General features: G+C 69.1%; 21 protein-coding genes. 11 read left to right on the forward strand and 10 right to left on the reverse strand.

All coding sequences use genetic code 11. The annotated features are described in order from the left end of the window. The first annotated feature begins 468 nt into the window (after positions 1 to 468). The 3 genes from ACH41F_RS34965 to ACH41F_RS34975 all read left to right on the forward strand — a co-directional run bounded on the left by ACH41F_RS34965 (position 469) and on the right by ACH41F_RS34975 (position 6,100). Positions 469 to 2,961, forward strand: coding sequence for a Helicase associated domain protein (locus ACH41F_RS34965; RefSeq protein WP_398839245.1), 2,493 nt, complete (start codon positions 469 to 471; stop codon positions 2,959 to 2,961). A gap of 1,841 nt (positions 2,962 to 4,802) precedes the next feature. After that, entirely contained in the window at positions 4,803 to 5,438 is a 636-nt protein-coding gene (locus ACH41F_RS34970) for a GTP-binding protein (RefSeq protein WP_398839006.1), read from the forward strand. A 20-nt stretch (positions 5,439 to 5,458) separates the two neighbouring features. Further along, complete coding sequence (locus tag ACH41F_RS34975) at positions 5,459 to 6,100, forward strand: GAF domain-containing protein (protein WP_398839008.1); 642 nt, start codon at positions 5,459 to 5,461, stop codon at positions 6,098 to 6,100. Positions 6,101 to 6,114: 14 nt separating this feature from the next. On the opposite strand, the gene ACH41F_RS34980 is transcribed toward ACH41F_RS34975, so the two are convergent. The 3 genes from ACH41F_RS34980 to ACH41F_RS34990 all read right to left on the reverse strand — a co-directional run bounded on the left by ACH41F_RS34980 (position 6,115) and on the right by ACH41F_RS34990 (position 9,294). Further along, the gene (locus ACH41F_RS34980) at positions 6,115 to 6,498 is read right to left on the reverse strand and encodes a DUF6009 family protein (RefSeq protein ID WP_398839010.1); all 384 of its coding nucleotides are present in this window, start codon (positions 6,496 to 6,498) and stop codon (positions 6,115 to 6,117) included. Between the two features lie 181 nt (positions 6,499 to 6,679). Beyond that, entirely contained in the window at positions 6,680 to 8,218 is a 1,539-nt protein-coding gene (locus ACH41F_RS34985) for a phage/plasmid primase, P4 family (protein WP_391244626.1), read from the reverse strand. After that, positions 8,215 to 9,294: a bifunctional DNA primase/polymerase gene (locus ACH41F_RS34990; RefSeq protein ID WP_398839013.1), complete on the reverse strand. Its 1,080-nt coding sequence runs from the start codon at positions 9,292 to 9,294 to the stop codon at positions 8,215 to 8,217. Before ACH41F_RS34990 ends, ACH41F_RS34985 begins: the two co-directional genes overlap by 4 nt. A gap of 1,392 nt (positions 9,295 to 10,686) precedes the next feature. Here ACH41F_RS34990 and ACH41F_RS34995 point away from each other — a divergent pair. Then, positions 10,687 to 11,010, forward strand: a complete 324-nt coding sequence (locus ACH41F_RS34995) for a replication initiation protein, RepL2 (protein WP_398839015.1) — start codon at positions 10,687 to 10,689, stop codon at positions 11,008 to 11,010. 213 nt (positions 11,011 to 11,223) lie between these two features. On the opposite strand, the gene msrA is transcribed toward ACH41F_RS34995, so the two are convergent. The 3 genes from msrA to ACH41F_RS35010 all read right to left on the reverse strand — a co-directional run bounded on the left by msrA (position 11,224) and on the right by ACH41F_RS35010 (position 14,507). Continuing rightward, positions 11,224 to 11,739: a peptide-methionine (S)-S-oxide reductase MsrA gene (gene msrA, locus ACH41F_RS35000; RefSeq protein WP_398839017.1), complete on the reverse strand. Its 516-nt coding sequence runs from the start codon at positions 11,737 to 11,739 to the stop codon at positions 11,224 to 11,226. A gap of 752 nt (positions 11,740 to 12,491) precedes the next feature. Next, positions 12,492 to 13,328, reverse strand: coding sequence for a prephenate dehydratase (locus ACH41F_RS35005; RefSeq protein ID WP_398839019.1), 837 nt, complete (start codon positions 13,326 to 13,328; stop codon positions 12,492 to 12,494). Between the two features lie 750 nt (positions 13,329 to 14,078). Next, positions 14,079 to 14,507 (reverse strand): hypothetical protein, encoded by a 429-nt coding sequence (locus tag ACH41F_RS35010; RefSeq protein WP_398839021.1) that lies wholly within the window; start codon positions 14,505 to 14,507, stop codon positions 14,079 to 14,081. 417 nt (positions 14,508 to 14,924) lie between these two features. Between ACH41F_RS35010 and ACH41F_RS35015 the strand changes: the two genes are divergently transcribed. Continuing rightward, complete coding sequence (locus ACH41F_RS35015; RefSeq protein ID WP_398839023.1) at positions 14,925 to 16,196, forward strand: ParA family protein; 1,272 nt, start codon at positions 14,925 to 14,927, stop codon at positions 16,194 to 16,196. Next, positions 16,193 to 17,383, forward strand: a complete 1,191-nt coding sequence (locus tag ACH41F_RS35020; RefSeq protein ID WP_398839025.1) for a ParB/RepB/Spo0J family partition protein — start codon at positions 16,193 to 16,195, stop codon at positions 17,381 to 17,383. Before ACH41F_RS35015 ends, ACH41F_RS35020 begins: the two co-directional genes overlap by 4 nt. Positions 17,384 to 17,561: 178 nt before the next feature. Here ACH41F_RS35020 and ACH41F_RS35025 read toward each other — a convergent pair whose 3' ends face one another. Beyond that, complete coding sequence (locus tag ACH41F_RS35025) at positions 17,562 to 18,458, reverse strand: NAD-dependent epimerase/dehydratase family protein (RefSeq protein ID WP_398839027.1); 897 nt, start codon at positions 18,456 to 18,458, stop codon at positions 17,562 to 17,564. A 148-nt stretch (positions 18,459 to 18,606) separates the two neighbouring features. Here ACH41F_RS35025 and ACH41F_RS35030 point away from each other — a divergent pair, with 148 nt between their 5' ends. Next, positions 18,607 to 19,569 (forward strand): GlxA family transcriptional regulator, encoded by a 963-nt coding sequence (locus tag ACH41F_RS35030; RefSeq protein WP_398839247.1) that lies wholly within the window; start codon positions 18,607 to 18,609, stop codon positions 19,567 to 19,569. 206 nt (positions 19,570 to 19,775) lie between these two features. On the opposite strand, the gene ACH41F_RS35035 is transcribed toward ACH41F_RS35030, so the two are convergent. Then, positions 19,776 to 20,339 carry a CGNR zinc finger domain-containing protein gene (locus ACH41F_RS35035; protein WP_398839029.1) on the reverse strand — a complete coding sequence of 188 codons (564 nt, stop codon included), beginning with the start codon at positions 20,337 to 20,339 and terminating at the stop codon, positions 19,776 to 19,778. Positions 20,340 to 20,681: 342 nt separating this feature from the next. On the opposite strand from ACH41F_RS35035, the gene ACH41F_RS35040 reads away from it, so the two are divergent. Next, entirely contained in the window at positions 20,682 to 20,876 is a 195-nt protein-coding gene (locus ACH41F_RS35040; protein WP_391244601.1) for a hypothetical protein, read from the forward strand. Between the two features lie 266 nt (positions 20,877 to 21,142). Here ACH41F_RS35040 and ACH41F_RS35045 read toward each other — a convergent pair whose 3' ends face one another. Continuing rightward, positions 21,143 to 21,715 carry a transcriptional regulator gene (locus tag ACH41F_RS35045; protein ID WP_398839033.1) on the reverse strand — a complete coding sequence of 191 codons (573 nt, stop codon included), beginning with the start codon at positions 21,713 to 21,715 and terminating at the stop codon, positions 21,143 to 21,145. A gap of 867 nt (positions 21,716 to 22,582) precedes the next feature. Here ACH41F_RS35045 and ACH41F_RS35050 point away from each other — a divergent pair. Genes ACH41F_RS35050 through ACH41F_RS35060 form a run of 3 tightly spaced genes read left to right on the forward strand, consistent with a single transcriptional unit; the run spans position 22,583 to position 25,499 of the window. Further along, positions 22,583 to 23,614 (forward strand): bifunctional DNA primase/polymerase, encoded by a 1,032-nt coding sequence (locus ACH41F_RS35050; protein ID WP_398839249.1) that lies wholly within the window; start codon positions 22,583 to 22,585, stop codon positions 23,612 to 23,614. Then, positions 23,611 to 25,113 carry a phage/plasmid primase, P4 family gene (locus ACH41F_RS35055; protein WP_391244595.1) on the forward strand — a complete coding sequence of 501 codons (1,503 nt, stop codon included), beginning with the start codon at positions 23,611 to 23,613 and terminating at the stop codon, positions 25,111 to 25,113. Before ACH41F_RS35050 ends, ACH41F_RS35055 begins: the two co-directional genes overlap by 4 nt. Beyond that, complete coding sequence (locus ACH41F_RS35060; RefSeq protein WP_391244592.1) at positions 25,110 to 25,499, forward strand: DUF6009 family protein; 390 nt, start codon at positions 25,110 to 25,112, stop codon at positions 25,497 to 25,499. The genes ACH41F_RS35055 and ACH41F_RS35060 overlap by 4 nt, the downstream gene beginning before the upstream one ends. A 99-nt stretch (positions 25,500 to 25,598) precedes the next feature. Here ACH41F_RS35060 and ACH41F_RS35065 read toward each other — a convergent pair whose 3' ends face one another. Next, positions 25,599 to 26,504 (reverse strand): ScbA/BarX family gamma-butyrolactone biosynthesis protein, encoded by a 906-nt coding sequence (locus tag ACH41F_RS35065; RefSeq protein WP_398839036.1) that lies wholly within the window; start codon positions 26,502 to 26,504, stop codon positions 25,599 to 25,601. Between the last annotated feature and the right edge of the window lie 292 nt (positions 26,505 to 26,796).

Raw genomic sequence — 26,796 nt, forward strand, 5'->3', positions numbered from 1 at the left:
CGGTCTGCTCCGCAGACACGACGCGCCGCCGCTACGCGGCGGGTTCCGGGCTTCGCCCGAAAGGGGCGGAACTCCGTTCCGCCTGCCCGGATCACTCCGTGATCCGGGGGTTCAGGCCTCCGGCCTGAACCTGTCCCGTACTGGCCTGCTTCGCAGTCCTGTACGGACTCGGCATGCCCTCCGGGCCTGCCGGAAAGGCGGCAGCTACAAGGAGGGTCTACGGGCTGGCGTTTGGCCTCCCGCCAGCCCCACCCCTCCGGAACCGGCCACCCCTGATCAGTTTCGGTCACTTCCGGGAAAACTCTGTGCGTCACTCTGGCTAGCGGCTTGAGTCTGGAATGATTACAAGGTACCTCTCCGCTTGAAGTTCCGGGTTGAGGGGGCGTCACTTTTGTAACTTGGATGGAATCTGGGATGACACCGGATTTCCTCTGAATGCGCTGGAGAATGCGGGGTCTTGTGACTGGCATGGAATTGAGGCCGCATCAGGCTGAGGCGGTCGATAACGTCGTCCGTATTCTCGGCACACCGCCCGGTGGACATATGCCGCCCGAGGGCTTGCGCACACAGGTTATCGCTGCCACCGGTTCCGGGAAAAGTCTGATCGGTGCGGAGTCCGCGCGCCGCCTTTCCGCTCGCCGGGTGCTGGTGGTGGTGCCGACGTTGGACCTGCTGACGCAGATGGCCGCCGCGTGGCGTCGGGCGGGACGGTCAGGGGCGATGATCGGGGTGTGCTCGCTGCGTGCGGAGGAGAGCCAGGGCCTGCCCTGCACCACCGACCCTGACGAGCTGGTGGCCTGGCTGGAGGGGCTGGAGACTGTCACTGTCTTCGCGACCTACGCTTCCGTGGGGCTGCGGATCCTCCAGCGAGCTCATGCCGCCGGCCTCGGGGTGTGGAGCCTGATGGTCGTGGACGAGGCCCACCGGACCAGCGGTGACGGCATGAGGCCGTGGGCGGCCGTGCACGACCATGCGCAGCTGCCTGCGGAGCGGCGGTTGTATATGACGGCCACGCCGCGGGTGTGGGGGGCCGACGGCCAGGGTGAGCGGCCGCGGTTGGTGGCGTCGATGGAGGACGGCTCGCCGGTGTTCGGGCCGGTGGCGTACAAGCTGTCGTTGTCCGATGCGATCGGGCGCGGCATTGTTGCGCCGTATCAGGTGCTGTGCCTCGACGTCCGTGACCCCGACCTGTATGCGGCCCTGAGAAGCGAGGACACCGGCTCCGACGCCGTGCGCGGGGCACGTCTGGCCGCGGTCCAGACGGGACTGATGCAGGCTGCGGTCAAGGAGCGGTTCCGGCGGGTGCTGTCGTTCCACAGCCGGGTGGGCGAGGCCGAGGCGATGGCGGCCGCCGTGCCGGTGACGGCCCGCCGGCTCGCCGAGGACGACCCCGACACCTACCCGCCGGCTCGGCAGGTGTGGGCAGACTGGCTCTACGGCGAGCACACCCCCGGACACCGCCGCCAGGTGCTGGATGAATTTGCTTCCGATTTCCTCGGGGGACCCGCGTTGGAGGGTGAGGACGTGCGGGCTGAATTGCGGGTCCTTTCCTCAGTTCGCGTATTGGGTGAAGGTGTTGATACCGCTGAATGTGACGCGGTGCTGTTCGCGGATGCGCGCGGCTCGATGGTTGATATCGTGCAGATGGTCGGACGTGCACTGAGGCTGCATCCAGGGCGCGGGAAACTCGCTACGCTGATCGTGCCGGTATTTCTCGGACCGGGCGAAGATCCGAATGAGTTGCTCACCTCGGATGCCTACAACAGCCTCAGCAAGGTCCTCGGAGCCCTGCGGGCGCACGATGCCGAGACGATCGAGGCGCTTGCTGATCCCCGTCTACGTAGCGGCAGTTGGGTGTCCGAGGACGGCGACGGCGTAGACCTGGCGCAGGACACTGAAGCTGAGGACGGCCAGGAGCAGGATCTTGTTCCGGCGGTCGGGGCCGCGGCGGCGGGAGTGCTGCGGTTCACCGAGGAACGGGACCCGGCCGTCCTCACGCAATTTGTCCGACTGCGGGTGATCGACCCCGAACGCGCCTACTGGCTGCGCGGCATCGAAGCCGCCACCCGATGGCTGCGCGAGACCGGCAACACCGAACTCCGCGTGCCCTACACGTATGTCACGCCGGCCGACTGGCCCGGGATCGGCGGTCATCCGCTGGGAGTATGGGTGGCAGATCAACGCCGCTACTACACAGCCGGAACCCTGGACGCGAAGCGGGTGCAGACGCTGGAGAAGCTGGGGATGGTGTGGTCCGTCCACGCCTCCGCGTTCGATGCAGGCCTCGCCGTGGCGCGTGACTACGCGAACGTGCACGGCCACCTCCTGCCCGCCTCCTCCGTGGTGTGGGATGGGTATCCCCTGGGGGTCTTCCTCAAGAACGCTCGTCAGGGAGCCAAGAGGGCACGTGAGAACGCCGTACGCCGCGCGAACGCGGAGACCGGCGTCTCCTATGCGGGGGAGCTCTCCGAAGCCCGTATGGAGGCGCTGAACGACATCGATCCGGGGTGGGCACCCGAGGGGTGGGAGATCACCTGGCAGCGCTCCTACCGGCTGCTGCTCGCACACGTGAAGGCGGGCGGGGCGCTCCCGGCCGGGCCGGGAGACGTCATCGTCCAGGGCGAAGACCTCGGCGTGTGGCTCACCGGACAGGTCGCCGGGTGGGGCCGGCTCATGCCCGCACAGCAATACCTCCTGGAAACGATCGGCATCGGCCCTGACCGTGCGCAGGAGCTCCGGCCGGCGCGCCGGTCCCAGGACGAGCTGTGGGAACGCAACATGACCGCCGCCCGACAGTTCCACGCCCGCGAAGGCCACCTCCAAGTACCCCGCCAACACCGCGAAAACGTCGACGGTGAACTCCTCGGGCTCGGATCGTTCATCTCCAACACCCGCCGCCGCGCCGCCAAACTCAGCCCCGAACGACGCGAAACCCTCAACGCACTCGGCATGCGCTGGTAGCGGGCTGGCTGGTCAGCACGCCGCTCGCGTCGAAAGCATAAAATCTCGTGCGCCCCTCTGTCTCCACCAACTGTGTCCCGTCTGAGCCTCAGCAAGAAGGCTCAGGGGGCGGGCTACGTGCTGGCCGTGCCTCGAAACTCGTCTGCACCGGCTGTGCCCGGCACCCGAGCGCGGAGGCCCCGCCGACACGCAACAAGATGAGGACGGCGCCCCGATCCCCCGAGGCGGCCCACACCCGTCCCCGCCCTTCCCTTTTCCCTTCCTTCTTGTTCTCGTCGGGGGCGTGGGGGTGCGCAGAGGGGGATGTCAGCAGGCGTACCAAGCCTGAATGTTGGGGTGACCAGGGGGAACGCGGACAGGCTCCAGGGGGCCACGCAACCTCCAGCGCAACACCCTGGCGCAACCTCTACCGCAACCTCCAGCGCAACCCACAGCGCAACAGGGCCGGCACGGTAGACATGCCCCTTCCAGGACCACTCGGTCGCCTGGACGCTCGCGTCGATACCGGCATTCTGGCCGCGGAGGAGACAGCAGGCGAGAGGAACGGCGAAGGCAGCCACTCAAGCGCTCATCTGCGCCCCGAGGTAAGCCTGCACGGGCGCGTACAGGCCGCCCGGCACCAGCTCGCCGCATCCGACGTTGACCCGGCTCACGCCACCCAGCCCGACAGCATCCGAGGCGTACTCGGGGTTGGCCGCTGTCCGGTCCGGCCACCACGGCCGCGCCCCGGGCGTACCGGCCGCCGCGATAAGGGAATTGGCGCACCCTGCTCGGCTTCGCCGGCGCGCACGCGGTCTACCAGCGATCGCGGAAACTGAGGTTCCTGCGGGGGCGGCAGCAACTGGCAACGCGTAGTGGCGCAACCGTCCGTCGGCTCACGGCGCGGCTACCGTCACCGACCAGGTACCGCCGGTGCGCTGTGCACCGCGCACCGCCGTCACACAAGGGGGGAACTGCGCACTTGCGGCCGGGTCCGGAGCAGTTCGACGTCGGGCGCGAGGGACTGCGCAAGCCGCGCCCGCGCACTGGTCGTGTCGTCGGCACTGTTGCGCAAGCAGGCACTGACGAATAACTGCGCACAGCCGCTCGGGTCGGCGGCGACCGCCGCGGTGCACAGCAGTGGGCGTGGCCGGGGTGTCCGCCTCGAACGTGGCCGGGGCGGAGGCCACAGCGACACCGCAGGGCGATCGGGCCGGAAGCGATGACAGTCCAGAGCGCTAGGCGCACGCGGCGCCGCATCGTCTCCAGCCCGGCGCCGGCCGCCATCGGAGCAGCCGCCTCGCCCTGAGGAGCCTGCTTGGCGCGGGACTTGGTCAAACTCCCAGGTCAGAACGGGACATTACTGACCTTCAGGAAAACCGCCGACCCGACCAGACCACGGACCATGAAGGCCCGACCACGGTCATAAAGGGACACAAAGCCGTGGTCGGGTCTGTGGTACGCCCCGACCACAGGCCCGACCACGACATTTCGACACCCCGCGGCGCCCTGCCTCGATGCGGAACTCCAAGCGGTCGCCGGGACGGCAGATGCGCATTGCGCAGTCATCTGAAGCGGTCGGGCAAGCAGTAGCGCGCACGCAACCGGGACTGGCTGCGCACCGGTGGGCGGACTGCGCAGCCCGGCCGCGCAGGACGCGGGCAAGGCTGCGCAGTCACCCGCGCAAGCCGATTGCGCAGGCTTCGCGCACCGATTGCGCAGGACGCCGGAAGGGCTACGCGGTCGGTCGGTTGGTCGTACCGTCCACGTCCTCGTGCCGGGCGCCGCCACTGCCGTCGCGTCGGATCCCGATCAAGCCCTGCTGCTGCGGCTGCGCGCCGCCCTGACCATGAAGTGGCCCGATGAATAGTCCACCCAGCCGCACCAGCGGTCCCGCGGCGCACGGGTACGCCACCGAGAGCGGTGCGGAGCGCACCGTGTTCAAGGTGGTCATCGCGGGTGGGTTCGGGGCCGGGAAGACCACCGCGGTTGGGGCCGTCAGCGATATCCCGCCGCTTTCCACGGAGGAACGCCTGACCGAGGCGAGCGTGGCGGTCGACCGCCTCGACCACGTGGCCTCCAAGACGACCACCACGGTGGAGTTCGACTTCGGCCGCGTCGGCTTCACCGAGCCGGACCCTTTTGAGCTGCTGCTGTTCGGCACGCCGGGTCAGCAGCGGTTCTCCCACCTCTGGTACGACGTGTGCAGCGGCGCGGTAGGCGCCGTCGTCCTCGTCGACACCCGCCGCCTGGAGGACAGTTTTCTGGCGGTGTCGTTCTTCGAGCAGATCCGGCTGCCGTTCATCATCGCGATCAACCCGTTCGACGGGGCCCGCCTCTTCCCCCACGAGGACGTCCGCCAGGCCCTCGACATCGCCCCCCACATCCCGATCCTGTCCTGCGACGCCCGCGAGACGTCTCAGGTCGCCGCCGCGCTGGTCACCCTCGTCGACCACGCCCTTGCCTGCCTCACCACCCCCACCCCCTTGGACATGTGATGACCCACCAGCACCCCCTTATGCCGTCCCCCGCTACCACCGGCACCGGTGGACGCCCCCTGCCCTGCCCCGGGGAAGCGGTGACGGCGCCGCCCGGCATGCTGTCCCACCAACCCGCCTCGATCAGCGCCGCCACCGCCCACCGGATCGCGGTGGAACAGGCGCGCCAGGAGGTGATCGCCCGCCTCGGCATCGCCCCGGCGGCGGACGATCGCATGGACCAACTGGCGCGGGAGATGGCTGAACGGACCGGGCTGGCCTACGGATTCGTGAACGTCTTCTGGCCTCAGCAGACGTTCATCGGCCTGCACCAGCCGCCCCCGGACAGCGGACTGATCCCGGTGGGCCGCAGCATGAGCCGACGCCACGGCTGGTGCCCGGACGTCATCACCCGCCAAAAAGCACTGCCGTTACCCGACGTCTACGCCAGCCCCCGCTTCGCCGGCAACCACGTCACCGATGCCCTCGGCATCCGCTCCTACTTCGGAGCACCTCTCATCGACACGGACACCGGTATCGCGTGGGGGACGGTGTGCGTCATCGACCCCGAACCCCGCCCCCTGACCCAGGCCTCCGACACCCTCCCTGCACCAGGAGGCCGGCTCAAAACGCAGCTCCGACCCGGTGACCTTGCTGACGAGCTCATTGAGGCGGCCGCGTAACCGTCCGTGATCGGTCAGGAGCGGGAGCCGGTTATGGCGGCCGGTCCGCTCTGGGAGCGTGGGGTCTTCTCCCCCACCTTCTTCACCTCGATGGTGCGCGGGTCGACGGCTTCGCCGGGGGCGCCTTCGCGGTACAGGCCGCCGGGGAGGCTGTCGCGGTCGTGCGGGAGGAGGAAGAAGACGCGCCGCTTGTACAGGCCGCTGTCGGGGTCGGGTTCAGCCTGGTCGTCGAGGAGGGCGTAGCCGACCATGCGGCCGTCGCGCTCATAGGGGGGTTTGGTGTTGCGGCGGCGGGTCTTGTCGAGGGCCTGGCGGACGTAGTCGAAGTTTTCGGGGTCTTCCAGCCATACGACGCGTTCTTCGTGGGTGAGATCGCCCTCGGTCAGTAGCGAGCTCATGGCTGTTGCCCCTCCTTCGTCTGCGGGACCGACCGGCGGCCCGCCTCGTGATGTGGTGTTCCGCCCGCTTCTGGACGTGGCCCTGCAGGCCCATGGTAGGTGGGGTGCATGCGGGTGGGTAGAGACTGCTGGGGGCCGGGCCTGGTGCGTGGCAGTTCGCGGGCAGGGGGCTGCTGTTGGCTCATGAGGGGGTGTCCAGCAGGGCGAGGCCGGGGTAGTACTTGCGGCCGTTGGATTTGATCATGTCGGTGGGAGAGGCGAGGCCGACTTCCTGCCGGACGCGGGTGGCGAAAGCGCGGGTTCCGGCCGGGCGGATGCCTTCACCGGTGCTGCACCAGGAGGCGTAAGCGGCGTACAGGAGGCCTTGTTCGACGCGCAGGTCGGGCTGGGCCTCGGTGTCGCGGGTGCAGCATTCGGTGAGGAAGCGGCCGATGTGGTCCTCGGTGTTGGCGTACGCGCTGGTGGCGATGCGGACGCGGTCGGGCCCTTCGAGGTTGTCACGGGTGGTGAGGTAGCGGCGGGCGCCTTCGATGAGCCACTGGAGGATGCCGGGGCCTTCGTCGCGGACGAGTTCGAGCGCCAGGTTGTCGATCTTGCGGTGGTCGGGGACGGTGCGCTCGAAGGGCAGCAGGCGGATACGGCGCCAGAACGCGAACCCGCCGGTGGAGACCTCGGGGCGGTGGTTGCCGAGCAGCCACAGGTGGTGGGTGGGGCTGAAGGAGAAGTAGTCCTGCCGCATGCGGCGGGCTTTGATCTTGTCTCCGCCGGTCAGGAGGCGAACGCGGGCTTCGTCGAACTTGTCGTTGGGCTTGAGCTCGCTGCAGACGATCAGGCGGCGGCCGTGGAGTTCGGTGAGTTCGGTGGAGTGCTCGGAGAACGCGCCGCGGTCCATGAGGAATCCGGGCGGGGCGGCGTCCGCGTAGTCCCCCAGGATCTGGATCATGACGTCCAGCAGGACGCTCTTGCCGTTCTTCCCGTGGCCGTGGAGGAACGGCAGGACCTGGGCACCGACGTCGCCGGTGATGGAGTAGCCGAGCAGCAGGTGCAGGAAGTCGATCATTTCCTGGCCTTCGGCGTCGTCGCCGAAGGTGTCGTACAGGAAGCGGTGCCAGCGTGGTGTGCCGGTCTGCTGGGGGGCGACGCTGGTGGCGCGGGAGTGGAAGTCGCGGGTGGGATCGGGCTTGCGCAGCTGTCCGGTGTTCAGGTCGACGACACCGGCGGGGGTGCACAGGGCGTAGGGGTCGCCGTCGAGAGTGTCGGGGTCGACGGACAGGTCCGGGGAGGCTTTGGCCTGGGTGAGGAGGGCCTTCATGCCGGTGGTCGAAAGGGTGCGCTTTTTGTGGTGGCGGAGTTCGCGGTCGCTGAAGAGTCCGCGCGGGTCGCTGTCGGGCATGTCTTCTGCCATCTCGCCCGCGGCCCACAGGGCGGCTTTCTCACCGCCGGTGCGCTTCCAGCGGTAGCCGTCCCAGCAGAACCAGCCCAGGCCTTCGACGTGGCGGAACTGATCGCGGTAGAGCTTGACGAACAGCTTGGCGTTGCCACGGTCGGTGAGGGTTGTGGGCAGGGGTGCCGTCAACGCCCAGGACGGTGTCGGCGTTGCGGAGGGAGAGGTGTGCGCCTGAGCCGGGAGGGCGGCTGGCTGCTGGTGTGTCTGTTCGAGGTCCAGCATTTGCTGGGCAGCAGCGGTGGCGTCGAAGCGCGGCGTCTCGGCGCTGCTCATGAGCGTCCTTCGAGGTGGAGCGGGCGGGCGGTCCCGGCGGCGAGGGCGTCGTCGATGATGCGTTCGTTGCGGGCGCTTTGCCAGGGGCGCGCGGCCTCGGCGGCCTCGCGCAGCAGAGTGCGAGCAGTGTGTTCATCGAGGTGCCCGGCGGCCGCCAACCCTCCGGCCGTGTAGGCGGCCTTGTTGAGTTTTTCGGTGAAGGCGGCTCCCTCGGGCAGGGCGGCGCAGTCGGCGACCTCCAGTAGCAGCGGGTCCAGGACGCGGTGTGCGCGCACAGGGGTCCGTCGACGGCGGCTGCGGGGGATCACGGGTCGGGACGAGGTTGGCGGCGGCTGGATCGTGTGTCCGGTGCGCACGAGTTCCTCGCCCAGCCAATCGGGCAGCGGCGCAGGCAGATGGCGGGGCCCCTCCCGCAGGTAAGTGCCGTTGGTGGTGCGGGTGGTGGGAGCGACGATGTAGCCGCCGTCGGCCCGGATGTCGACCTGCCAGGCAAGCGCGGTCTTGGTGCTGGACCCGGTGGAGCAGCGGAACCGGATGGCTGGGTGGGGATTTCGGTACCACACGTGCAGGCCCCCGGAGGGGGTACGCACACGCAACGTGCTGTCGTCGTCTGCCGGACTGGGCTGGCCACGCAGTGCGGCCAGAAGTGCCAGGGTGTCGAAGCCGGAGGCCAGACCCTCCAGGTTCACGGAGTCGTGGATGGTGATCCCAGGCAGGAGCCGACTGCGATCCGGGACCGGCGCGGCGTGCGCGTCGATGTCGATGACGATCAAGTTGGCGCCGCCGCAGGCCACGCCGACTCCCCAGGAAGGGTGAGCGGACCACCAGGCGTCGATGCGCGTCGTGTTGGTCGTTGCGGCGTGGAATCCGTGGCAGGGGCGGCCGGCGGGGATACAGGCACATCCCGCGGGCGGGTGGTGCTTGTCCTTGCAGGCGGGGCAGTTGGCGGCGGGTGTCTTGCGTCCGGTCGCCAAGGGGTGGACCGGCCAGCCCTGTTCGGCACACCAGCGGGCCACGGCGTGGGGTGCGGTCGACCGCGCAGTGGCGGGCACTCTCGTCACGTCGGGGCCGGGCACGCGTCTGTCCTTCGGTGAGGGTCTCGTCCTGCGGTCCCTGACTGGCCCGACCGGGGCGGGCGCGTGCTGAAGTGAGGGACCAAAGGGACTGTAGGGACTGGCTTTCGGAAGAGAGTGTAGGACCCCCGCGGGGGGAGAGACGGCAGCTCCCCCCGCGTGGCGTCGTATCTGCTTTCGGGTCCCTACGGTCCCTTGAGTCGCTGAACAGATACCAGGACGTGGGGCATGTGACCGTAATGCCCTTAATGGGAGTGTCTGGAGGGACCGTGGTCTAGCTATCCGCCACCCCAGAGAGGCGGGGACGGCTCAGGGACTCAGTCAGCCCCGGATGTTGGGCACTTCCCGCCTGGGGCTTGCAGCTCAGGTCCCTCACCAGGCTGTACCCGCTGCCGCTGCCTCCGAGCAGGGCCTGAAGGCGTCGGCCCCAAGGGCTGGACCCTCCTTTGAGTCCCTGGACATTTCCGCAGCTCAGAGGCGAGATGCGGTACTCGAAAGGGACTGTAGGGACTGAAAACTCCAATTATGAGCCACCTACGTATGGACACTTCGACAGATGCGCCCGCGCGTACACGCATACGTGACTCACTCATAATTACCAACTTGAGTCCCTTCAGTCCCTTCCAGGCTTCGTATACCGCCGTGACCTGCACGTTTCTAAGGGACCGAAGGGCAGGGACTGAACGCGCAGAGACCCTCCCCACGAGGTGGGGTCGAATCGGGCGTAGCGGTGGGAGGCCCCGTGTCGCCTCGCATGTGTGGCCAGCACGGGGCTTCGTAGGCCGCGGGAGAGGCGAACCTGCGCAGCCAGCGCGGTCGGATAGCCGGGCGGAAGGCCCTGCTCCTCCTTCAAGACCGCCGCCGGTAACTCCCGGGTCAGCAGTGCTGCTGCCTGTGCGAGCGCGAGCGGAAGGCCGTCCAGGGGGCAGCGATGTTGCCGGCATCCGCATCATCGAGGCGTTGTCGAAGACGTGCAGCCAGTGTGAGCGGGTCCGCAGTTTGTGAACCTATAAATCAACGGCTGGTTGAGTTCCTGTGCCGCAATACGAGCACATGGTCCTCAGCCACAGAACAGAACCTCCGATACGGGGCAGTCGGGACTCGGCGTGCGGAGGTACCGGAGCCGAACGGCCCCCAGGCCGGGCGGCGGCACCTGCGACCGCCTGTACCGCTGCTGTTGGTGCTGTTGTTCGTCTCGTGCGGTACCACCCGAGACTCAGAGCCGTTGGTGCTGTCCACAACGTGCAGATGCCTACAGAGCCGCACGCGAAGCCACCGGTACCACGAGGTGTGTTGTGACCTCAGGTGGAGGGCGTGCAGTCGGGTTTGACTCAGCATTAGAGGGCGCCGAGCGGATATCGCTCTGACCTGCATATTTGCCGAAATCAGACGTGTATGTACGTTAGGTTCATCTCAACCGACGGCACGTACTACCGCGCACTTCTGCGGCGCACCGCAGGATTGTCGGCGAGCCAGCGCCTCATCGTTCTCATGTACGCGATGATGCCGACCGATCGCGCCGGTGCGGTCCGTATGGCCGGGCAGCAGCTGGCCGCAGAGGTCGATATGACCCCCACCGTGTTCTCCCGGATGCGCCGCCAGCTGGTGGAAGCCGGCTGGCTGGAACAGTCGGACCGGTTCTCCAACATCGTCTACTACCGGCTGTTCTCCCGGGCGACTGGCGAGGACAACGTCGTCCCCATGCGTCGCGCACTGTGACGCCCCAGCCCAGACGCCACGCCCCAGACGCCTGCTAGGCATGTACATATCGTTCATGCGAAGCGGCGTCTCGGTCGGTTCGCATGAGACCCGCAGTCTGTCCAGGCGCCTTGGGCCGACACCGACCACCCAGGTCGCGGTGATCGGTGACGGGCGGGGTCCGGGGCGCGGGTGGTGAGAAGGCGAGGAGATGCTCCCCCGCCCTCCCCCGGGTCAGGCCTCGGCGCGCTTGGGCAGGCGCCAGTTCGGGCGCGGGAAGTGGCAGGTGTAGCCGTCCGGGTAGCGCTGGAGGTAGTCCTGGTGCTCCGGTTCGGCCTCCCAGAACGGGCCGGCCGGGACCACCTCGGTCACCACCGGCCCCGGCCACAGCCCGGAGGCGTCTACGTCGGCGATGGTGTCCTCGGCGATCCGGCGCTGCTTGTCGTCGAAGTAGAAGATCGCGGAACGATAGCTGAGACCGATGTCGTTGCCCTGCCGGTCCCGGGTGCTCGGGTCGTGGATCTGGAAGAAGTACTCCAGGATCGTGCGGTAGTCGGTGACCGTGGGGTCGAAGGTGATCTCGATCGACTCCGCGTGCCTTCCGTGGTCGCGGTACGTGGCGTTGGGCTTGTCGTTGTCGCCGCTGTAGCCCACCCTCGTGTGCTTCACCCCGGGCAGCGCCCGGATCAACTCCTGCATGCCCCAGAAGCAACCGCCCGCCAGCAGCGCCTTCTCCCCGACGTCACTCATGGCACCTCACCTTTCCGTTCGCGTCTTTTCGCGTCCGTTCGCGCAGGTCTCCAGGCTCGCACGTCAGCGAACCGGGAACCTTCTGTCGTCACCATTTGGGCAGGTGACTGAGCTATTAGATCATCACTTGTTAAAGCGGTGATTGGGCCCGGTAGGGCCAGAACGCCCTCGGTGCCGAGAAGATTCCTGAGGGGGTTGTCCGGGGGGAGCAGGAGGGTGCGCGCACTGAGCTCGGGGCAGGCCGCTGACGTCGTCTTCTCATTCCACAACCTGCCGGGGGTTGTCTGTGGCGGAGGCTTCCCGCTTGTCCTCGGGTGTTCTGGGGCGGGGGGTGGCCGGGGAGGGGGACGGAACGGTGCCGGGCAGGTGGACGCGGCGGAGGCGAGGCGACTCGGTCCTGGTGGTGGACGGCTTCAAGGCTTCTCCCATCGGTGTGCTCGACGAGCCGCGACCCCAGGGGGCGACCGAGGGGGCGACGGGCGAGTGCTCCGAGAAACCAAGGAACGGGCCGGGGCATTCCGCTTACGCCGCTTACGTGCGTGTGAGCCAGTGCCGCTGAAACACCGGGGTCACTCCCTGGGGCCTCTGGTGTGAGGCCGCCTGGGGTCAGGCCCGGCGGGCATCTTCGAGGAAACGGCCGACCAGGTCGGCGTGTTCGGGGAGCGGCGATGGTATCTGCCTGAAGTCCAGGGACAGTTGTGGGCGCGGGCCTTCCAGGACATGGAGACTGCGGCCCACTTGTCGTCTCCTCGTCAGCTCCGCGCGCGGTGCGGGTGCGCCGGGTAGACGCCCAGGATGCGGACCTCGGAGGAGAAGAAGCGCAGTTCGTGCAGGGCGAGGGCGACGCGTTCGTCGTCGGGGTGGCCCTCGATCTCGACATAGAAGCGGCTGGGGTTGAGGCCCGCCCCAATCTGGTAACTCTCGATCTTGGTGAGGTTTACTCCGCTGCTGGCGAAGCCGCCGAGCGCCTTGTAGAGCGCGCTGGGAATGTTGCGTACGCAGAAGAACAGGCTCGTCATCGTCGGCTCCCCCGTGTGCGGGGCGAAGGCCGCGTCCCGGGACAGGACGACGAAGCGTGTGGTGTTGTCCGGGTCGTCCTCGACTTCGGCGCGCAGCACCTCGAGGCCGTAGAGCTCGGCCGCGGCGGGCGGGGCGAGGGCGGCGTGCCGTGGGTCGCCGACTTCGGCCACCTCGCGGGCGGCTCCCGCGGTGTCGTCGCTAACGAGGGTGCGCCAGCCGCCCTCCCGCAGGATCTTGCGGCACTGTCCGAGAGCGTGCACGTGGCTGCGTACGCACTCCACCTGGTCGAGGGTCGTGCCGGGTACGGCCATCAGGTCGAAGCGGATGGCGAGGAAGTACTCGGCGACGATGAACAGCCCGGACTCGGGCAGCAGATGATGTACGTCGGCGACTCGTCCGGCCGCGGAGTTGTCGACCGGGATGACGGCGACGTCGGCGGCGCCGAGCGTCACGGCGTCCAGGGCCTGCTCGAAACTGGTGCACGGCCAGTCGCGGGCCTCGGGGAAGAGGGCGCGCGCGGCGGTCGCCGAGTTGGAGCCGGGTTCACCCTGATATGCGGCGGTCGTCACCGTGTTCAGCCTTCCTCAAGGAGATCCTGTCGCGGGGGCGGCAGAAGCTCCGTCGTGTAGCGCGCCTGCTGAAGTATGGGGGAAACCGTCTTCGATCCAGGCTCGGCGCCAGGCTCATCAGGGGGCTGGCCGCCGATTCAGTCTGCCGTTGGCGTGTGGTCGTATGCCGTGGCGACCACATGGTGGACGGCTCGCCTGGGGCGTGGGACGTTCGCGGTGAGGCGTTTTCCCGGTGGCCGCGAGCAGGGCCCGGCGGGTGGATGGGGTGTCGTGCGGGGCCGTCGCCGGGCTGAGTCGATCGTCGTGTAGGACGGTGGCGTGGTCGGCGGCCGCGGGGCGTTGTCTCCGAGACGGCAGGGCAGTCCGGCACGGGGGTCAGGGGGCGCTACTCCCCCGCGGTCCCGTTGATCGGGTAGGGGCCGGGCGCGGACGGCAGAGGTACCGAGCCGGATTGTGTGCGGGGCTCTGGTGGAGGTCGTTCAGCTCTGGAGCAGCTCCACTCCCCCGGGACCTATTACGGCGTAATAGGTCCCGGGGGATCTAGGGTGGAGCTCGCGGGTTCTTGGCTGGGGCTGCCTGGCCGGCCCCAGCAGCTCGGCGGGAGCAGCCCGGTGGGCAGGGTGCCTCCTGTGCCGCCAGCCTTCGGCGACGGCCTCCTGGGCTCGCCCAGGCCAGAGAGAACGTAGGGGACTTTGAGCGCCGCGTCGTGGGCTGTTCCGAGCAATGAAGTCAGGTTCAGAGGAGCCGCCGCTACCGGCCCTCGGGGCCGGTGTCCTCTGTGGGGCCGGTGCCCCCTGCTCGCGCGGCGGCCGCCGGCAGCAGGAGCCAGCCGTCGACCTCGACCGTCCGCCGCTCCCCCGGTTGCCATCCACGCGCCAACGCCACGTCGAGCAAAGCGCGGACGGCGCCCGGCTCGTGCAGGTTCAGGTCTGCGCCCCGGGTGAAGCCCACGTCTCCGGAGCCGAAGGGGGCCCCGCCCGGGATGTACCGGTCGGGCCCGTCGGCAAAAACAATGCGCAGTGGGCCGCCGGTGCCGGACGGCTGTGGGGACAGCGTGAGTATGTGGCGGCAGTCCACGGGCCGGCCGTCGTGGTCCCTTCTATGGCTGTGGCCCAGCGTCCACATGTACACGCGCCCGTCGGCGACCAGTCGGCGGGGCTTTTTGGGGGAGCGGGGCATGCGGCCGAGCGTACGTGGCCGCATCCGCCAGGCTCCCAGGAGCAGTGATCAAGGTTCGTCGAGGCGAACAGGATGCTCGTCGGACTTCGGTGAGACCGGTCAAGGTCCGACGAGGTAGGACAGCTTGGGCCTGCTGTGCTCGGCCGACGGGCTTGCCGTCCCTCAGACCTATTACGCCGTAATAGGTCTGAGGGCTCGACAGGTACTTGATGAGCCGTCGTGGCGAGCGGCTCGCGGGGAGCGGAGCCTTGTAGAGGGGAGCACAGTCGGGGAGTCTGAGGTGCTCTGCGTGACTCGTGTGCCCGGCCGACCTATTACGCCGTAATAGGTCGGCGAGGCTGCTCCTTCGCGTCCCCAAGTCGCACTAACTAACGTGTCGGTGCAGCAGATGATCTTTGACGTTAGTAAGGTAGCGCCATGAGTATGCCAGCCACCTCAAGCGACCGAGCCAAGGTCGTCTCCAAGCTGCCGGGATGGCTCCGGCAGAACCTCAAAGTCAGAACTGCCCAGCTCGGTATCGAGATTCAGACGGCCGTCGAGCAGGGCATCACCGCGTGGTGCGACCTCGCCTCCGCCACGGCCACGGTCGACACCGCTGGAGCTGAGTCCTTCTCCACCTTCCTGCCCCCTGGGCAGTGGGAGGAGTTCCGGAGGACCGCGGAGGACCGCCGTGTATCCCTGATCCAAGGGCTCGCCCAGTCCGTTCAGCTCTGGCTCGACACGAACCCCGCACCGGATGTCCAGCGTCCCGCGATCACCCGCCGCATCGTCGTCTGCAATCAGAAGGGTGGCGTAGGCAAGACCGCCATCACGGCGGGCGTGGGTGAGGCCCTCTCGGAGGACCCGAACCGGCTGTTCCCCGTGCGCGTCGCCAAGGCCCTGGTCTCCGCACTCCGCGCCGGTGACACCGAGGCTGAGGCCGACCCGAGCGCTGTTACCAACGACCCGCTCGATATCGAGAAGCTTCCAGGACATGGGCTCCGAGTCCTGTTGGTCGACTTCGACCCCCAGTGCCACCTCACCAATCAACTGGGTGCGGCTCCCCTGGCGATGAACGGTGACAGCCTCACCAATCACATGGCCGGTGACCCCAAGGGCGAGCTGAAGGATCTCATCGTCTCGATCGACGACGACCACTTCGGAGGGCGGCTGCACCTCCTGCCCGCGTGCCATGACGCCTTCCTCCTCGATGTCCGCCTGTCCGCGGTCCGTGCCCGCGAGGCAGCTTTGGAACGGGCCCTTACGCCGCTCGAAGCCGATTACGACGTAGTCATCGTGGACTGCCCGCCCAGCCTCGGCCTGAGCATGGACGCCGCCGCCTACTACGGACGCCGACGTGACGGTGAAGGGCCCGGACAGTCCGGAGCCCTGATCGTCGTCCAGGCTGAGGACAGCTCCGCCGATGCCTACGACCTGCTGACGAACCAGATAGACGATCTCCGTCACGACCTCGCCCTCGACATCGACTACTTGGGCATCGTCGTGAACCTCTACGACGGTCGACGCGGCTACATCGCCACATCGTCTCTGCAGGGATGGATCGACATAAAGGATCCGAGAGTCGTCGGCCTCATCAACGACCTGAAGGAACAGAAGGAGGCCGTCCGTATGAAGCAGCCACTGCTGAGCTATGCGCCGGCCTCGCAGCAGGCCATCGCCATGCGTGCACTGGCCCGGGAGATCTCATGAGCAAGGCCGACCAGCTGGGGGCCGGACGCTTCGGGGGAGGGGCCCGGCCTGTCAGCGCCAGGCGGGCCGCCATCGGTGCGGCGACCGGCGTACCGACCGACGGGGTCGCTCCTCCCAACCGCCTCCCCGTCACCCGCATCAGCCCCAACCCCGAGAACCCCCGCACCTCGCTCGGCGATCTGACCGAACTCGCGGAGAGCCTTAAGGAGCACGGCCAGAAGCAGGCCATCACGGTCATGAACCGTGACGCCTACCTCAAGGCCAACCCTGCCCGCGCGAACGACCTGGAGCCCGACACCACCCATGTCGTCGTGGACGGCAGCAGCCGGCTGGCGGCCGCGCGCGCCGCAGGGCTGACCCACCTCAACGTCATGATCGACGATGAGCAGGGCGCCGACGGCGACGGCATTCTCGAGTCCGCTCTCGTCGCCAACATCCATCGCAGCGATCTCGACCCCCTCGACGAGGCGAAGGCCCTGCAGCGCCTGCTCGCGATCCATGGGTCGCAGGTCAAGCTCGCCAAGCGGCTCAGCAAGTCCCAGGGATGGGTGTCCCAGCGTCTCGCTCTGCTCAATCTGGCTCCGGAACTCCAGGCGGTCGTGGGGGAGGAGCCCGTTGAGCTTCTGCGTTCCGTCGCCAAGGAGCCGCACGAGAGGCAGGAAGCCGCTCTTCAGGAGCTGAAGGCCGAGCGGGCACGGAAGGAGGCGGAACGGCGGGTGGTGGTACCCGCGCCAGCAGCGGGGGCCGGCGTCCCCCACCAGGAACCCGCGGCGGGAGAGGCTGTGGGTTCCTCCGTTGCCGGGCGTCGGGATGCCACTGCGCACTCCTCCTCGGAAGAAGCGCCTGCCGCAACTGCCCAGCCGTCGGGGAGTGTTTCTCCGGTGGTCGACTCAACGCCGGGAGTGGCGGCGCCGGTTGATCCGCCGAGGAAGCCTACGAAGAAGGACGCCCCCGTGAAGGCGGGGGAGACCGTGCCTGATCCCCGAGCGGCCGACAGTGTGCTCGCGGATGCGGATGTGGACGTGGAGCGGGCTCAGGTGGAGGCGGGTGCTGCCCGGCGACTGCCTTACGAGGATGGCGCCTTCGTCGCCATGCATCTCATCCAGAAGATGAGCGACGACGCGTTCGACAAGATGCTCGCCATCCTCACCGAGCATCAGAGCCAGCGCATCAGGTCCCGAACCTGAGCCCCTGCCCTGTTGCGGCTGTGGCCGGTACGAGCGCTGTCTCGTGCCGGCCACAGCTGTCTCTGCCTATTACGGCGTAATAGGTGAGGCCGGGGGAGTGGTCGAGGGGGCGTTCCGTACGGACATGCGCACCGTACGGCTTTGAGGTCCGCTGCCCGGTCCGCCGCTGCGTTATCTATCAGGCCGCCAGCGCTTCGCGGAGCGTGGAGGGCTTGAGTCCGAAGGTGTTGCGGATATCGCTGTCGTCCGCGATGAACGGACGCTCGGACATGTAGCTCATCTCGGCGAACTCCCGCCACAGTGGATCGGTGAAGGACAACAGCGCTAGATCCCGTTCGGTGAGTGGCTCCAACCGGGGTTCGGGTGCTCCGTGCAGTTCGGCGAGGGTGCTCGCGGCCTGGCGCAGGGTCGTGGTGATGACTGGGGCGTGCCAGGCCCGTCCCCAGGCCCGTTCGTCGCGGCTGACCGTCACCAGCGCGGCTGCGGCGTCCTCGGTGTAGGAAAACGAATGCGCCGCATCGGGGTTGCCGTGGACGAGAGCCAATTCGCCCTCGCGGACTCGGGGCGCGACCAGCAACGTGAACGCTGAGACTGCGCCCGGACCCAGGTACTGACCGGCTCGCACTTCGGTGGCCCGCAACCGTCCTTCGTCATGGGCATCCTTGGCCTGCTGCCACAGCTCGGCCCTCACCCGGCCCTTCCGGGTGTGCGGGGTCATCGGGGTGCGCTCGGTGACCGGCCCGGTGGTCTGCTGATAGCCGTAGTGGTTGCCGAGCATCACGTAGTCGGCGCCGGCCCGTTCGGTCGCGGCGAGGATCGAGGCGAACAGCGGCGGCATGGTCTGTGGCCAGGTCTGGTAGGCGGTCATGGCGGCGTTGAACACCGTGGTCGCTCCGGCCAGTGCCTCGGCCAGTTCGTCGGTGCGGCCCGCGTCCAGGGCGATCCGTTCGATGCCGGGGTGGTCAGGGCCACTGCCACTGCGGGTGATGAGGCGGACCCGTCTGCCGCTGTCGGCCAGTTGCCTGGCGGTCGCGACCCCGGTCGCGCCTGCTCCGATGACGACTGATGCGCCCATGGTGGTGTCTCCGTTCACTTCAAAAGTGGAACGCTTCCCGACAGGGGAGAACGTGGTGCGCGGAGGGCCCGACCGCTCGCCCAACTCTGCCGTGGGGAGCCGGGGTAGGGTCAGTGACCTGAACGCCACGAACTCCAAGGATCTGGCCATGCATCGTGTCGCCGTCCTGGCGGTCCCCGCGATCAAGCCCTTCGACCTGTCCATGCCCTCGACGCTGCTCGGCGCCGTCGAACTTGGCGGACGCCCCGGCTACGAGGTGACGGTGTGCACCGCCGTTCCCGGCACGGTCACCGCCTCCGGTGGCATCGATGTGGTGATCCGCCACGGCCTTCAGGCGGTCGCGGCGGCGGACACGGTGATCGTTCCCTCGACCGCGAGCCGGCACGACGCCGGGCCGGCCGCGCTGGATGCCCTGCGGGAGGCGGCCGCTGCCGGCAAGCGCATCGCCTCGATCTGTAGCGGCGCCTTCGTCCTGGCCCAGGCCGGGCTCCTCGACGGCCGTGTCGCCACCACACACTGGGGCTTGGCCGAGGAAATGCAGCGCACCTTCCCTTCGGTGCATGTGGACGCCGACCGGCTGTTCGCCGAGGACGGGCCGATCATCACCGGTGCAGGCTCGGCCGCCGGGATCGACCTGTGTCTGCACCTGATCAGCTCCGACTACGGCGCGGCCGTGGCCAACGCGGCAGCCCGCGCCGCTGTCGTCACCCCGGTGCGCCACGGCGGGCAGGCGCAGTTCGTGCAGACCCCTCTGCCGTCCAAGACGGACTCCTCATTGGACGCAACCCGCATCTGGGCGTTGCAGCACCTGGATCAGCCGATCTCCCTGCATGACCTGGCCGGTCAGGCCAAGGTGAGTGTGCGGACCCTGACGCGCCGCTTCACGGCCGAGACCGGTGTGGCCCCGTTCCAATGGCTCCTCCAGCAGCGGCTGTTGAGAGCCCGCGAGCTGCTGGAGACCACCGATCTCACCATCGACCAGGTGGCCGACCGCAGCGGTCTTGGGTCCGGCGAGTCACTCCGCCAGCACCTGAGCCGCCAGATCGGCATGACCCCGGCCGCTTACCGAAGTGCCTTCACCCACCGCCCGAGAGCGAAGACCGGTCGGTGACCCGGGCGGTCCCAGGCGGTCCCGGTCCGTGAAACGCGCGGTCGCTGGTTGGCTGCGGATCGCTGCTCGTGGGATACGCAAAGGGGGTGCTTCTCAGGAGTTCGCCGTGCGGTTCCTTCGCCAGGCGGGGCTTCGGGGAGAGCTTGCTCCTGGTGCAGCACGCAGGTCCTGTCCGCCGGCTCCTGCTGTCGCCGCTGGCCCCGCCCTCAGCGCGCTGCTCCTGCCGGCGCGGACTTCTTCCGGGCTCGGTACGCGGCGGCCTTGATCTTGTTGCCGCAGGATTCCATACCGCACCACTGGCGCCGCATGCCGCGGGAGCGGTCGATGTAGACCCTGGTGCACTCGGGGTTGCCACACTCCTTCAGCAGGGGCACGTCGGGGCCGCTGAGGAGTTCCACCGCCTGCCGGGCGACCGTTGCCAGCGCCTGCTCGGGGGAGGCCTCGGTGAGCCGTCCGGCCGGGGTGAGCTGGGGCGTCACAGCGGTCTTGCGAGCGGCGGCGTTGAGCGTCTCGAGGGCCTTCGGGTCGAACTCCTCGCCGAGGCGGCGGTTGGTGACGAGCCGGTAGATGGCCTCGCGTACCGCCGTGGCCTCCTGGACGTCGTCCTCCTGGCCCGGGGTGATCGTGTCCACCAGCCCGGACTCCAGGTACCAGGCGTTCAGTCGCTCCGGCGTCACGAACATCTCGAACCGGGTCGAACGTCGGGCCCGGAGGGTGGCCGCGAAGTCGAGGGCCGGGTGGCCGCACACGAAGACGTGGTCAGGATTCACATCACCATCCTGACAGGTGACGCCGCCAGGGGGCAAGGATGCCCGCCTTCCATTGCTGGGCGCCCCGTCGGCAGCGAGGTGCCGCGCGGGCTCTGGTGCCCCCTGTCGCGGCTCTTAGGCCCTCGGCGCGGCGATCAGACCACGCCGCCCCGGATCGCCTCGCTCAGTGGCTCCAAGGGGCTCTAGGGGGCTTCAGAGGCCGGTGGGGAGCAGCTGCGGGACACCCCTGCGGCCCCAGCCACTCAAAACCGTCACCGCCTTGACAGGTGACGCAACCGAGGCGCACGCTGTCGACGGTCCCAGCGACGGGGCCGTTCACCAGTGACGAAGTGGAGGCCCGCCATGAGTCAGGAAGCCGCGTTGGACACCGCCGCAGCGACCCGCCACGCACGTTTCGGCACGCTGCCCGAGCGCATCCGGTACGAGGACATGACGGAACTGGCGCAGTCCGCGCCGCACGGCGGCGCGAACGCCTTGCCCGCCGAGACGGCCGCCTGGCGCACCTTCTCGTGTCTCGCCCTCGACCTGGGGCTGTAGCCCGGCAACAGCCTCACCGGCAACGGCCAGAGGGCCCGCGGCCCCCTCACCGGCGGAGCAGCCGGCCCACGTCGGCGGCTCCCATCCTGGTGCCCCCTGCGGCCTTCGACGCGCCCGCTGTCGCACACCGCCGCCCACGGGCCCTGCGCGCCCTCCGCGCCCACGGGCCCTGCGCGCCCTCCGCGCCCACGGACTCTGCGCGCCCTCCGCTGAGCTCAACCCGACCCCAGCAAAGCCACCCAGGCCCGCGCCACCACCCGGTGGCGTCAGGCGGCGAAGCCCACGTTCGTGACGTACTCGTACTGGCCCCACTGCGAGCCCAGGTCCACGATCTGGTCGACCCAGGCGTCGTCGAGGGCCTGGGCGTTGTCGGTCGCCCAGGCTTCGACGATGCGGTCCCAGTGGCGGATGTTGAGGGTGCGGAACTCCACCACGCGCTGGCGGGGCCGGGCCACCTGGGACTGGTTGATGGGGTGGATCTCGACCCGGGTGCCGCGGCCCTCGCGGTTGAGGCGGGCCAGGAGGTAGCGGGCGGTGTTGTGGCGGCGGACGGTGCGGTAGGCCTGCTCGATGCGGTCGAGGTTCTTCTTGGAGGGGCTGCGCCTTCCGTCCAGCCAGGCCTTGAGCGTGCGCTCGGTGACCGTCAGTCCCGCGGCGCGTGCGGCGGCCCGGGCGTGGTCGGTGCGGGTGAGGTAGTGCAGGCGGGCCAGCAGGCCGCGGCGGGCGGTGACGGGGGTGGCGATGTACCCGGCGAGGGCGTCGAGCCGGCGGGCGACCGCTTCGTAACCCTTGATGCCGCGGGCGCCGTAGATGCCGAACTGGTGGATGCGATCCGGCACTTCGTCTCCTCCCTCGCCCCGGGGTGTCGGCCCGCCGTCCGAATCGGGACGGGCTCGGGGTCCTCGCAGGAGATCAGTATGGGCCAGCAGGGGAGGAAGTCCCGCGCAGGGGGCACGGGTGTTGTCGCGGGGAGCCCGGTCAGGGCGGCAGGGGCTGGGTCGCTGTCGGTCGCTGCCAAGAGGGCCCAGGTCAGGGCGGCTTGGGCGGGGGACAGCGACTGAAGCGATTGAGAGTCGGGGTTGTGCCCTGGGCGGCACCCGCACCGGTGCTTTTCGGACGGGCCGGGCCGGTTTCCCTTCAGGTCGGCTTCAGAGTCGCTTGAGTCGCTTCGGTTGGTGAGTCACTGAGGGGCGTCCGCTTCGGTCGCTGCCTGCCTGAAGCCCGCACAACGCGCAGCGACTGAAGAGCAGCGACCAAGACCGGCTTGAGTCGCCTTCGGTCGCTGAGAAGAAGTTCCAGGTCAGGCGGGGTGCAGCTGGTGAAACAGCGACTGAAGCGACTCAAGCCCCGGGTATATGAAGACATTCGCGTGTGTGCGTGTGTGCGCGTGCGCGTCATATATTCAGTCGCTTAGTCGCTTCAGTCGCTGTTTTGGTCTTGTCCCTATCGCTGACCTGCGGTTTTCTCCGAGCGACTGAAGAGCTACCGAAGACGCTCAGTCGCTGGGTCGCTTCTCGGTCAGTCGCTGACCCCTCGAAGTGAATCGAATCTTTGTTTTCCACAGGGGGCCCTCGGTTCCCGCTCGCTTCGCTAGGCTGTTCCGGTCGCTCAGTCGCTTCGGTCGCTGGTGGGGGGTGCGCATGGCCTCTGAGCTGCACAACTCACGTAGCTACTCATCTGTGTCCGCCCCGGTCGCGGGCGCGCTGATGACGGCTCGGTGGTGTGCCAGCCGGGGATGGCCCGTCCATCCGCTGGCCCCGGGGCGCAAGACCCCCGCGGGCAACTGCGAGGACTGCCGTCGACCCGGCCATCACCACAAGGGCTGCGGCTGCCCGGCCGCGGGTCGCTGGTGCCACGGATTCCACGCGGCCACCCTCGACTTCACCAGGATCGAGCAGTGGTGGGGCGCCAACCCGGGCTTCGGCGTGGGCATCTCCTGCGGGCCCGCCGGCCTGCTGGTCATCGACATCGACGCGCACGAACGCCAACTCCCCGACCGGGACCGCCTACTGCCGGGAATCGCGATCTCCGACGACATCGACCTGAGCGGGCTGGCCAACGGCTTCCACACCCTCGGCGTGCTGGCCGCCCTGCGCGGCTTTCCCAGCCCCGCCGACGACGAGACGACCCTGCGCGTCAGGACCCCCTCGGGCGGCCTGCACGTCTGGTACCGGGCGCACAGCGGGCACCGCTGGCAGTGCTCCACCGGCGCGGGCTCCCGCGCGCTGGCCTGGCAGGTCGACGTACGGGCGCACGGCGGCTACATCGTCGCCCCGGGCACAGTGACCGACGCCGGGGCGTACGAGCCCGTGGGCCCCGCACGGGAGCCCGCGCCGCTGCCCGACTGGCTCGCCCGCGAACTGGAGCGCACCGGGCATCTGCCGCCCGCGTACGTGCCCACGCCGCGACCGGTGCCCCCCAGGGCCCGCCAGGCCGTCCTGGCCGCGGGCGGGGGCCACGGCGCCGTGAACCGCGCCCTGGGCGCGCTGCTCGCCGAGGTGGCCGCCTGCGCCGCCGTGACGGAAGGGGCGGCGTTCTCCGAGAAGTTGAACCGAGCCGCCTACACCGCGGGCGGGCTCGTGGCCGGCGGGCAGCTCGAGGCGACGGAGGCCGAGCGGATCCTCGGCGAGGCCGCCGAGCACGCCCGCCCGGGCCAGGAACGCCGTTACCAGGCCATCATCCGCAGCGGTCTGAACGCCGGTCGGCTCCGCCCACTGGCCCCGGGAGGCCGCGTATGACGTCCCGCCAGGACGACGCCCTCTTCGACGCCCAGGCCGTCGCCGCGCAGATCCTCGCGCAGCCGGTGCCGCACGCCCGCTCCGAGGAGGACGTCCCCGCGCAGACGGCGGCGGCCACGGCCGACGGACTGCTGCCCGACACCCTCAGCGACCGGGGCAACGCCAAGCTGTTCGTCAAGCTCTACTCCAACGACTACCGCCACGTGCCCGGGCTCGGCTGGTTCCGCTGGGACAGCACGCGCTGGCAGATCGACGAGGACGACACGGTGATGTGGGCCGCCGGTGATCTCGCGGAGTCCCTGGCGAGCAACGACCCGCGCGGGGTCTTCACCTCCGTGGCGCTCCAGCAGCACCGCCGCCGGGCCCTGAGCACCGGCGGGATGAACGCCATGCTCGCGCAGGCCCGCACCGCGCCCGGCATGGTGCTCAACGCCGCCCGCCTGGACGCCGACCCGTACGCGCTGTGCACCCCGGCCGGCATCGTGGACCTGCGCACCGGGCTGATCCGTACGCCCGACCCCGACAAGGACTTCCACTCCCGCTCCACCACCGCCGCCCCCCAGCCGATGCCCACCCCGCGTTGGGACCGGTTCCTCACCGACACCTTCGGTGACGGGCCCGAGGGCGCGGAGATGATCGACTTCCTGCATCTGCTGCTGGGGTACTCCATCACCGGGGACGTCGGCGGACAGGTCATGCCGTTTTTGTTCGGGTCCGGCAAGAACGGCAAGTCGGTGCTGCTGGACGTGCTGATGAAGCTGGTGGGGGACTACGCGGATGCCGCGCCGCCGGGCTTTTTGATGGCCCGGCCCTACGAGGGGCACCCCACCGACCTGGCCGAGCTGCACGGACGGCGGGTCATCGTGTGCAGCGAGGTCAAGCCGGGGGACCGCTTCGACGAGGCCCGGGTGAAGCTGCTGACCGGCGGTGACCGGATCAAGGCCCGCCGGATGCGGCAGGACTTCTTCAGCTTCCAGCCCACCCACAAGCTCTGGCTGCTGGGCAACCACCGGCCCGAGGTCGGCACCGGCGGCTTCGCGTTCTGGCGGCGCATGCGGCTGATCCCGTTCGAGCGGGTCGTCCCCGACCACCGCAAGATCGACAACCTGGCCGACATCCTCGTCACGGAGGAGGGCCCGGGGATCCTCAACTGGCTGATCCTGGGCGCCCGCCGCTACCTGAGCGGCGAGAAGGACCTGGCCGGCCCCGAGCGCGTACGGATCGCCACCACGGCCTACGCGGAGACCGAGGACCACACCGGGCGCTTTCTCTCCGAATCCTGCCGGATCGCCCCGGAGCTGAGAGCGGAACAGGCACAGCTCTACGCGGTCTATAAGACCTGGTGTCAGAATGAGGGGGCCCCGGCGATCTCGTCCCGGGCCTTCGCGGCGCGGGTCCGAGAGGTGGTGGGACTGGCCTCTCCCAAGGAGATGATCCTGTCCAACCAGCGCAAGTACTACCCGGGCATCGGACTGCTCGCGGACGAGGAGACAGCATGAGCGCGCTCATCGCCGAGGACGAGCTCGTTCACGAGGACGACTTCGTCTGGCTCGAGGACATCAGCGCGCTCGACTACGTGCGCCAGAGCCTGGACCGGCTGCCCACCCGCCGCGGCAAGCCCGCCTACCACCGCGACGGACGCATGGTCGGCTACGCGCTGCTGGGACCCGGGGCCAAGCCGTCCCGCTCCTCGGGCACCTTCCGCCGCCGGGTGTTCTGGCTGCTCCCGCACGACCGCGACACCGACCCCGAGGGCCTGTACGCGACCGGCGCGCCCGCCGAGGCGGTGGACCCGCGCACCCTGGCGCCGGGCAGCAAGGGCCGCAAGACCGAGCGCTCGGAGGGCGGCCCCCTGTCGTCGGAGGCGCGGCAGTTGCTGCCCTGACCCGGCCGGGAGGACGCCGCCGGGGCTGTCACCGTGCCAACCCCGTGGGCACGGTGACAGCCCCTGGCCGCGCTCCCGCGGCCTGGCCGGTGTCGCCTCTCAGAGCGCGGCGTTCGGCGTGCCGGAGACGGTCGTGGTGAAGATGGCGTCCGCTCCTTGCATGCCGGTGATCTGGACGCGCGGTGCGCCGGCGGTGTCCGCGGGCAGGGCGGTCGCCTCGATCCAGACCGGCGAGGTGAACTCCGCGTAGCGGTGGAACTCCGAGTCCATCGACGACGGGATGAAGCGCTCCGGGCCGCCGAACGCGGTCGCGGCCTGCATGGCGGCTTCCTGGAGGACCATGCCGGGGTAGTGGTCGCCGGCGTGCTCGAAGAGGATCGCGTGCCGGGGGTCGGGGTCCAGGAGCCAGCGGTCGGGCCGTCCGGTGGCGGCGAGCACCACGTCGACGGGCAGGGCCTTGCCGACGGCGGCCGGGGCGAGCGTGTCCTCGGGCCGGCTGCGGGCGTGCAGCCTGGCTGTCGCCGCGGTGCCGCGCAGCCGGTGGTACGTCCCCTCGGAGATGCAGGAGAACTGGCCCCCGCCGACGGCGCAGGTGCGGCCGTCACGCTCGATCGTGATGTCCATCTGGAACTTCGAGAGCCGCTTGCCCCTGCGGACCACGTCGGTGCACACGGCCGTCAGGGACAGCTCGCTGGGACCGCGTCCGATCACCATCTCCTCGGTGAACGTGGTCAACCACTGCGTCGACAGCAGGAACTGGTGGCCCAGGGGCACGTCGAACTCGGCGTGCGCGAGGAAGAGCCCCGTCTGGCGAATGGTTTCAGCCGCTTGCAGGGCCTCATGGCGGGTGCCGTCGGCACTGGTGAAGAACGAGTGCCGACGCGGCCACTCGCCGGTGAGGGCGAAGCGGTTCTCGTCGAGCTTCTCGCAGCCGGTGAGGAAGACCTCCGCGTGGCATGCCCGGTGGACGTACTCCCGGGGGACCGTGGTGGTCAGTCGGGGCATGGCCTGCAGCTCCGTCGCAGGCTGTGCCCGCGGCCCTCGTCGTGGGGTGACCAGGGCTTGTGTACGGGTCGTCAGAGCAGTCACGCGCGCTCTCCGCCTCTCTCCGCAAGAGTCGAGCAGATCGGAAGGGGGTGGCTCACACGCCGCATAAGATACGGACTAACCGGTTTTCTTTTCAAGCCCCTTTTGGCATGCTGAGGAGGGAGCCAGTGCGCCTCAGCTCCGACATAAGCGGGGGTAAACCTTCCGTTAACGAAGGGTGTTGTCCCGATACGCCCCATGTCGGGCGAGG

It is taken from the genome of Streptomyces sp. NPDC020489, from assembly GCF_044386545.1.
Lineage (GTDB): Bacteria > Actinomycetota > Actinomycetes > Streptomycetales > Streptomycetaceae > Streptomyces.

What these genes read in the sequence shown, in the direction of transcription:
- ACH41F_RS35025 (WP_398839027.1), bottom strand. Translation starts at nt 18,458, where the DNA reads ATGGGCGCATCAGTCGTCATCGGAGCAGGCGCGACCGGGGTCGCGACC.
- ACH41F_RS35030 (WP_398839247.1), top strand. Translation starts at nt 18,607, where the DNA reads ATGCATCGTGTCGCCGTCCTGGCGGTCCCCGCGATCAAGCCCTTCGAC.
- msrA (WP_398839017.1), bottom strand. Translation starts at nt 11,739, where the DNA reads ATGAGTGACGTCGGGGAGAAGGCGCTGCTGGCGGGCGGTTGCTTCTGG.
- ACH41F_RS34995 (WP_398839015.1), top strand. Translation starts at nt 10,687, where the DNA reads ATGTACGTTAGGTTCATCTCAACCGACGGCACGTACTACCGCGCACTT.
- ACH41F_RS35040 (WP_391244601.1), top strand. Translation starts at nt 20,682, where the DNA reads ATGAGTCAGGAAGCCGCGTTGGACACCGCCGCAGCGACCCGCCACGCA.
- ACH41F_RS34985 (WP_391244626.1), bottom strand. Translation starts at nt 8,218, where the DNA reads ATGAGCAGCGCCGAGACGCCGCGCTTCGACGCCACCGCTGCTGCCCAG.
- ACH41F_RS35020 (WP_398839025.1), top strand. Translation starts at nt 16,193, where the DNA reads ATGAGCAAGGCCGACCAGCTGGGGGCCGGACGCTTCGGGGGAGGGGCC.
- ACH41F_RS34980 (WP_398839010.1), bottom strand. Translation starts at nt 6,498, where the DNA reads ATGAGCTCGCTACTGACCGAGGGCGATCTCACCCACGAAGAACGCGTC.
- ACH41F_RS35050 (WP_398839249.1), top strand. Translation starts at nt 22,583, where the DNA reads ATGACGGCTCGGTGGTGTGCCAGCCGGGGATGGCCCGTCCATCCGCTG.
- ACH41F_RS35010 (WP_398839021.1), bottom strand. Translation starts at nt 14,507, where the DNA reads ATGCCCCGCTCCCCCAAAAAGCCCCGCCGACTGGTCGCCGACGGGCGC.
- ACH41F_RS34970 (WP_398839006.1), top strand. Translation starts at nt 4,803, where the DNA reads ATGAATAGTCCACCCAGCCGCACCAGCGGTCCCGCGGCGCACGGGTAC.
- ACH41F_RS34965 (WP_398839245.1), top strand. Translation starts at nt 469, where the DNA reads ATGGAATTGAGGCCGCATCAGGCTGAGGCGGTCGATAACGTCGTCCGT.
- ACH41F_RS34975 (WP_398839008.1), top strand. Translation starts at nt 5,459, where the DNA reads ATGCCGTCCCCCGCTACCACCGGCACCGGTGGACGCCCCCTGCCCTGC.
- ACH41F_RS35065 (WP_398839036.1), bottom strand. Translation starts at nt 26,504, where the DNA reads ATGCCCCGACTGACCACCACGGTCCCCCGGGAGTACGTCCACCGGGCA.
- ACH41F_RS35015 (WP_398839023.1), top strand. Translation starts at nt 14,925, where the DNA reads ATGAGTATGCCAGCCACCTCAAGCGACCGAGCCAAGGTCGTCTCCAAG.
- ACH41F_RS35060 (WP_391244592.1), top strand. Translation starts at nt 25,110, where the DNA reads ATGAGCGCGCTCATCGCCGAGGACGAGCTCGTTCACGAGGACGACTTC.
- ACH41F_RS35055 (WP_391244595.1), top strand. Translation starts at nt 23,611, where the DNA reads ATGACGTCCCGCCAGGACGACGCCCTCTTCGACGCCCAGGCCGTCGCC.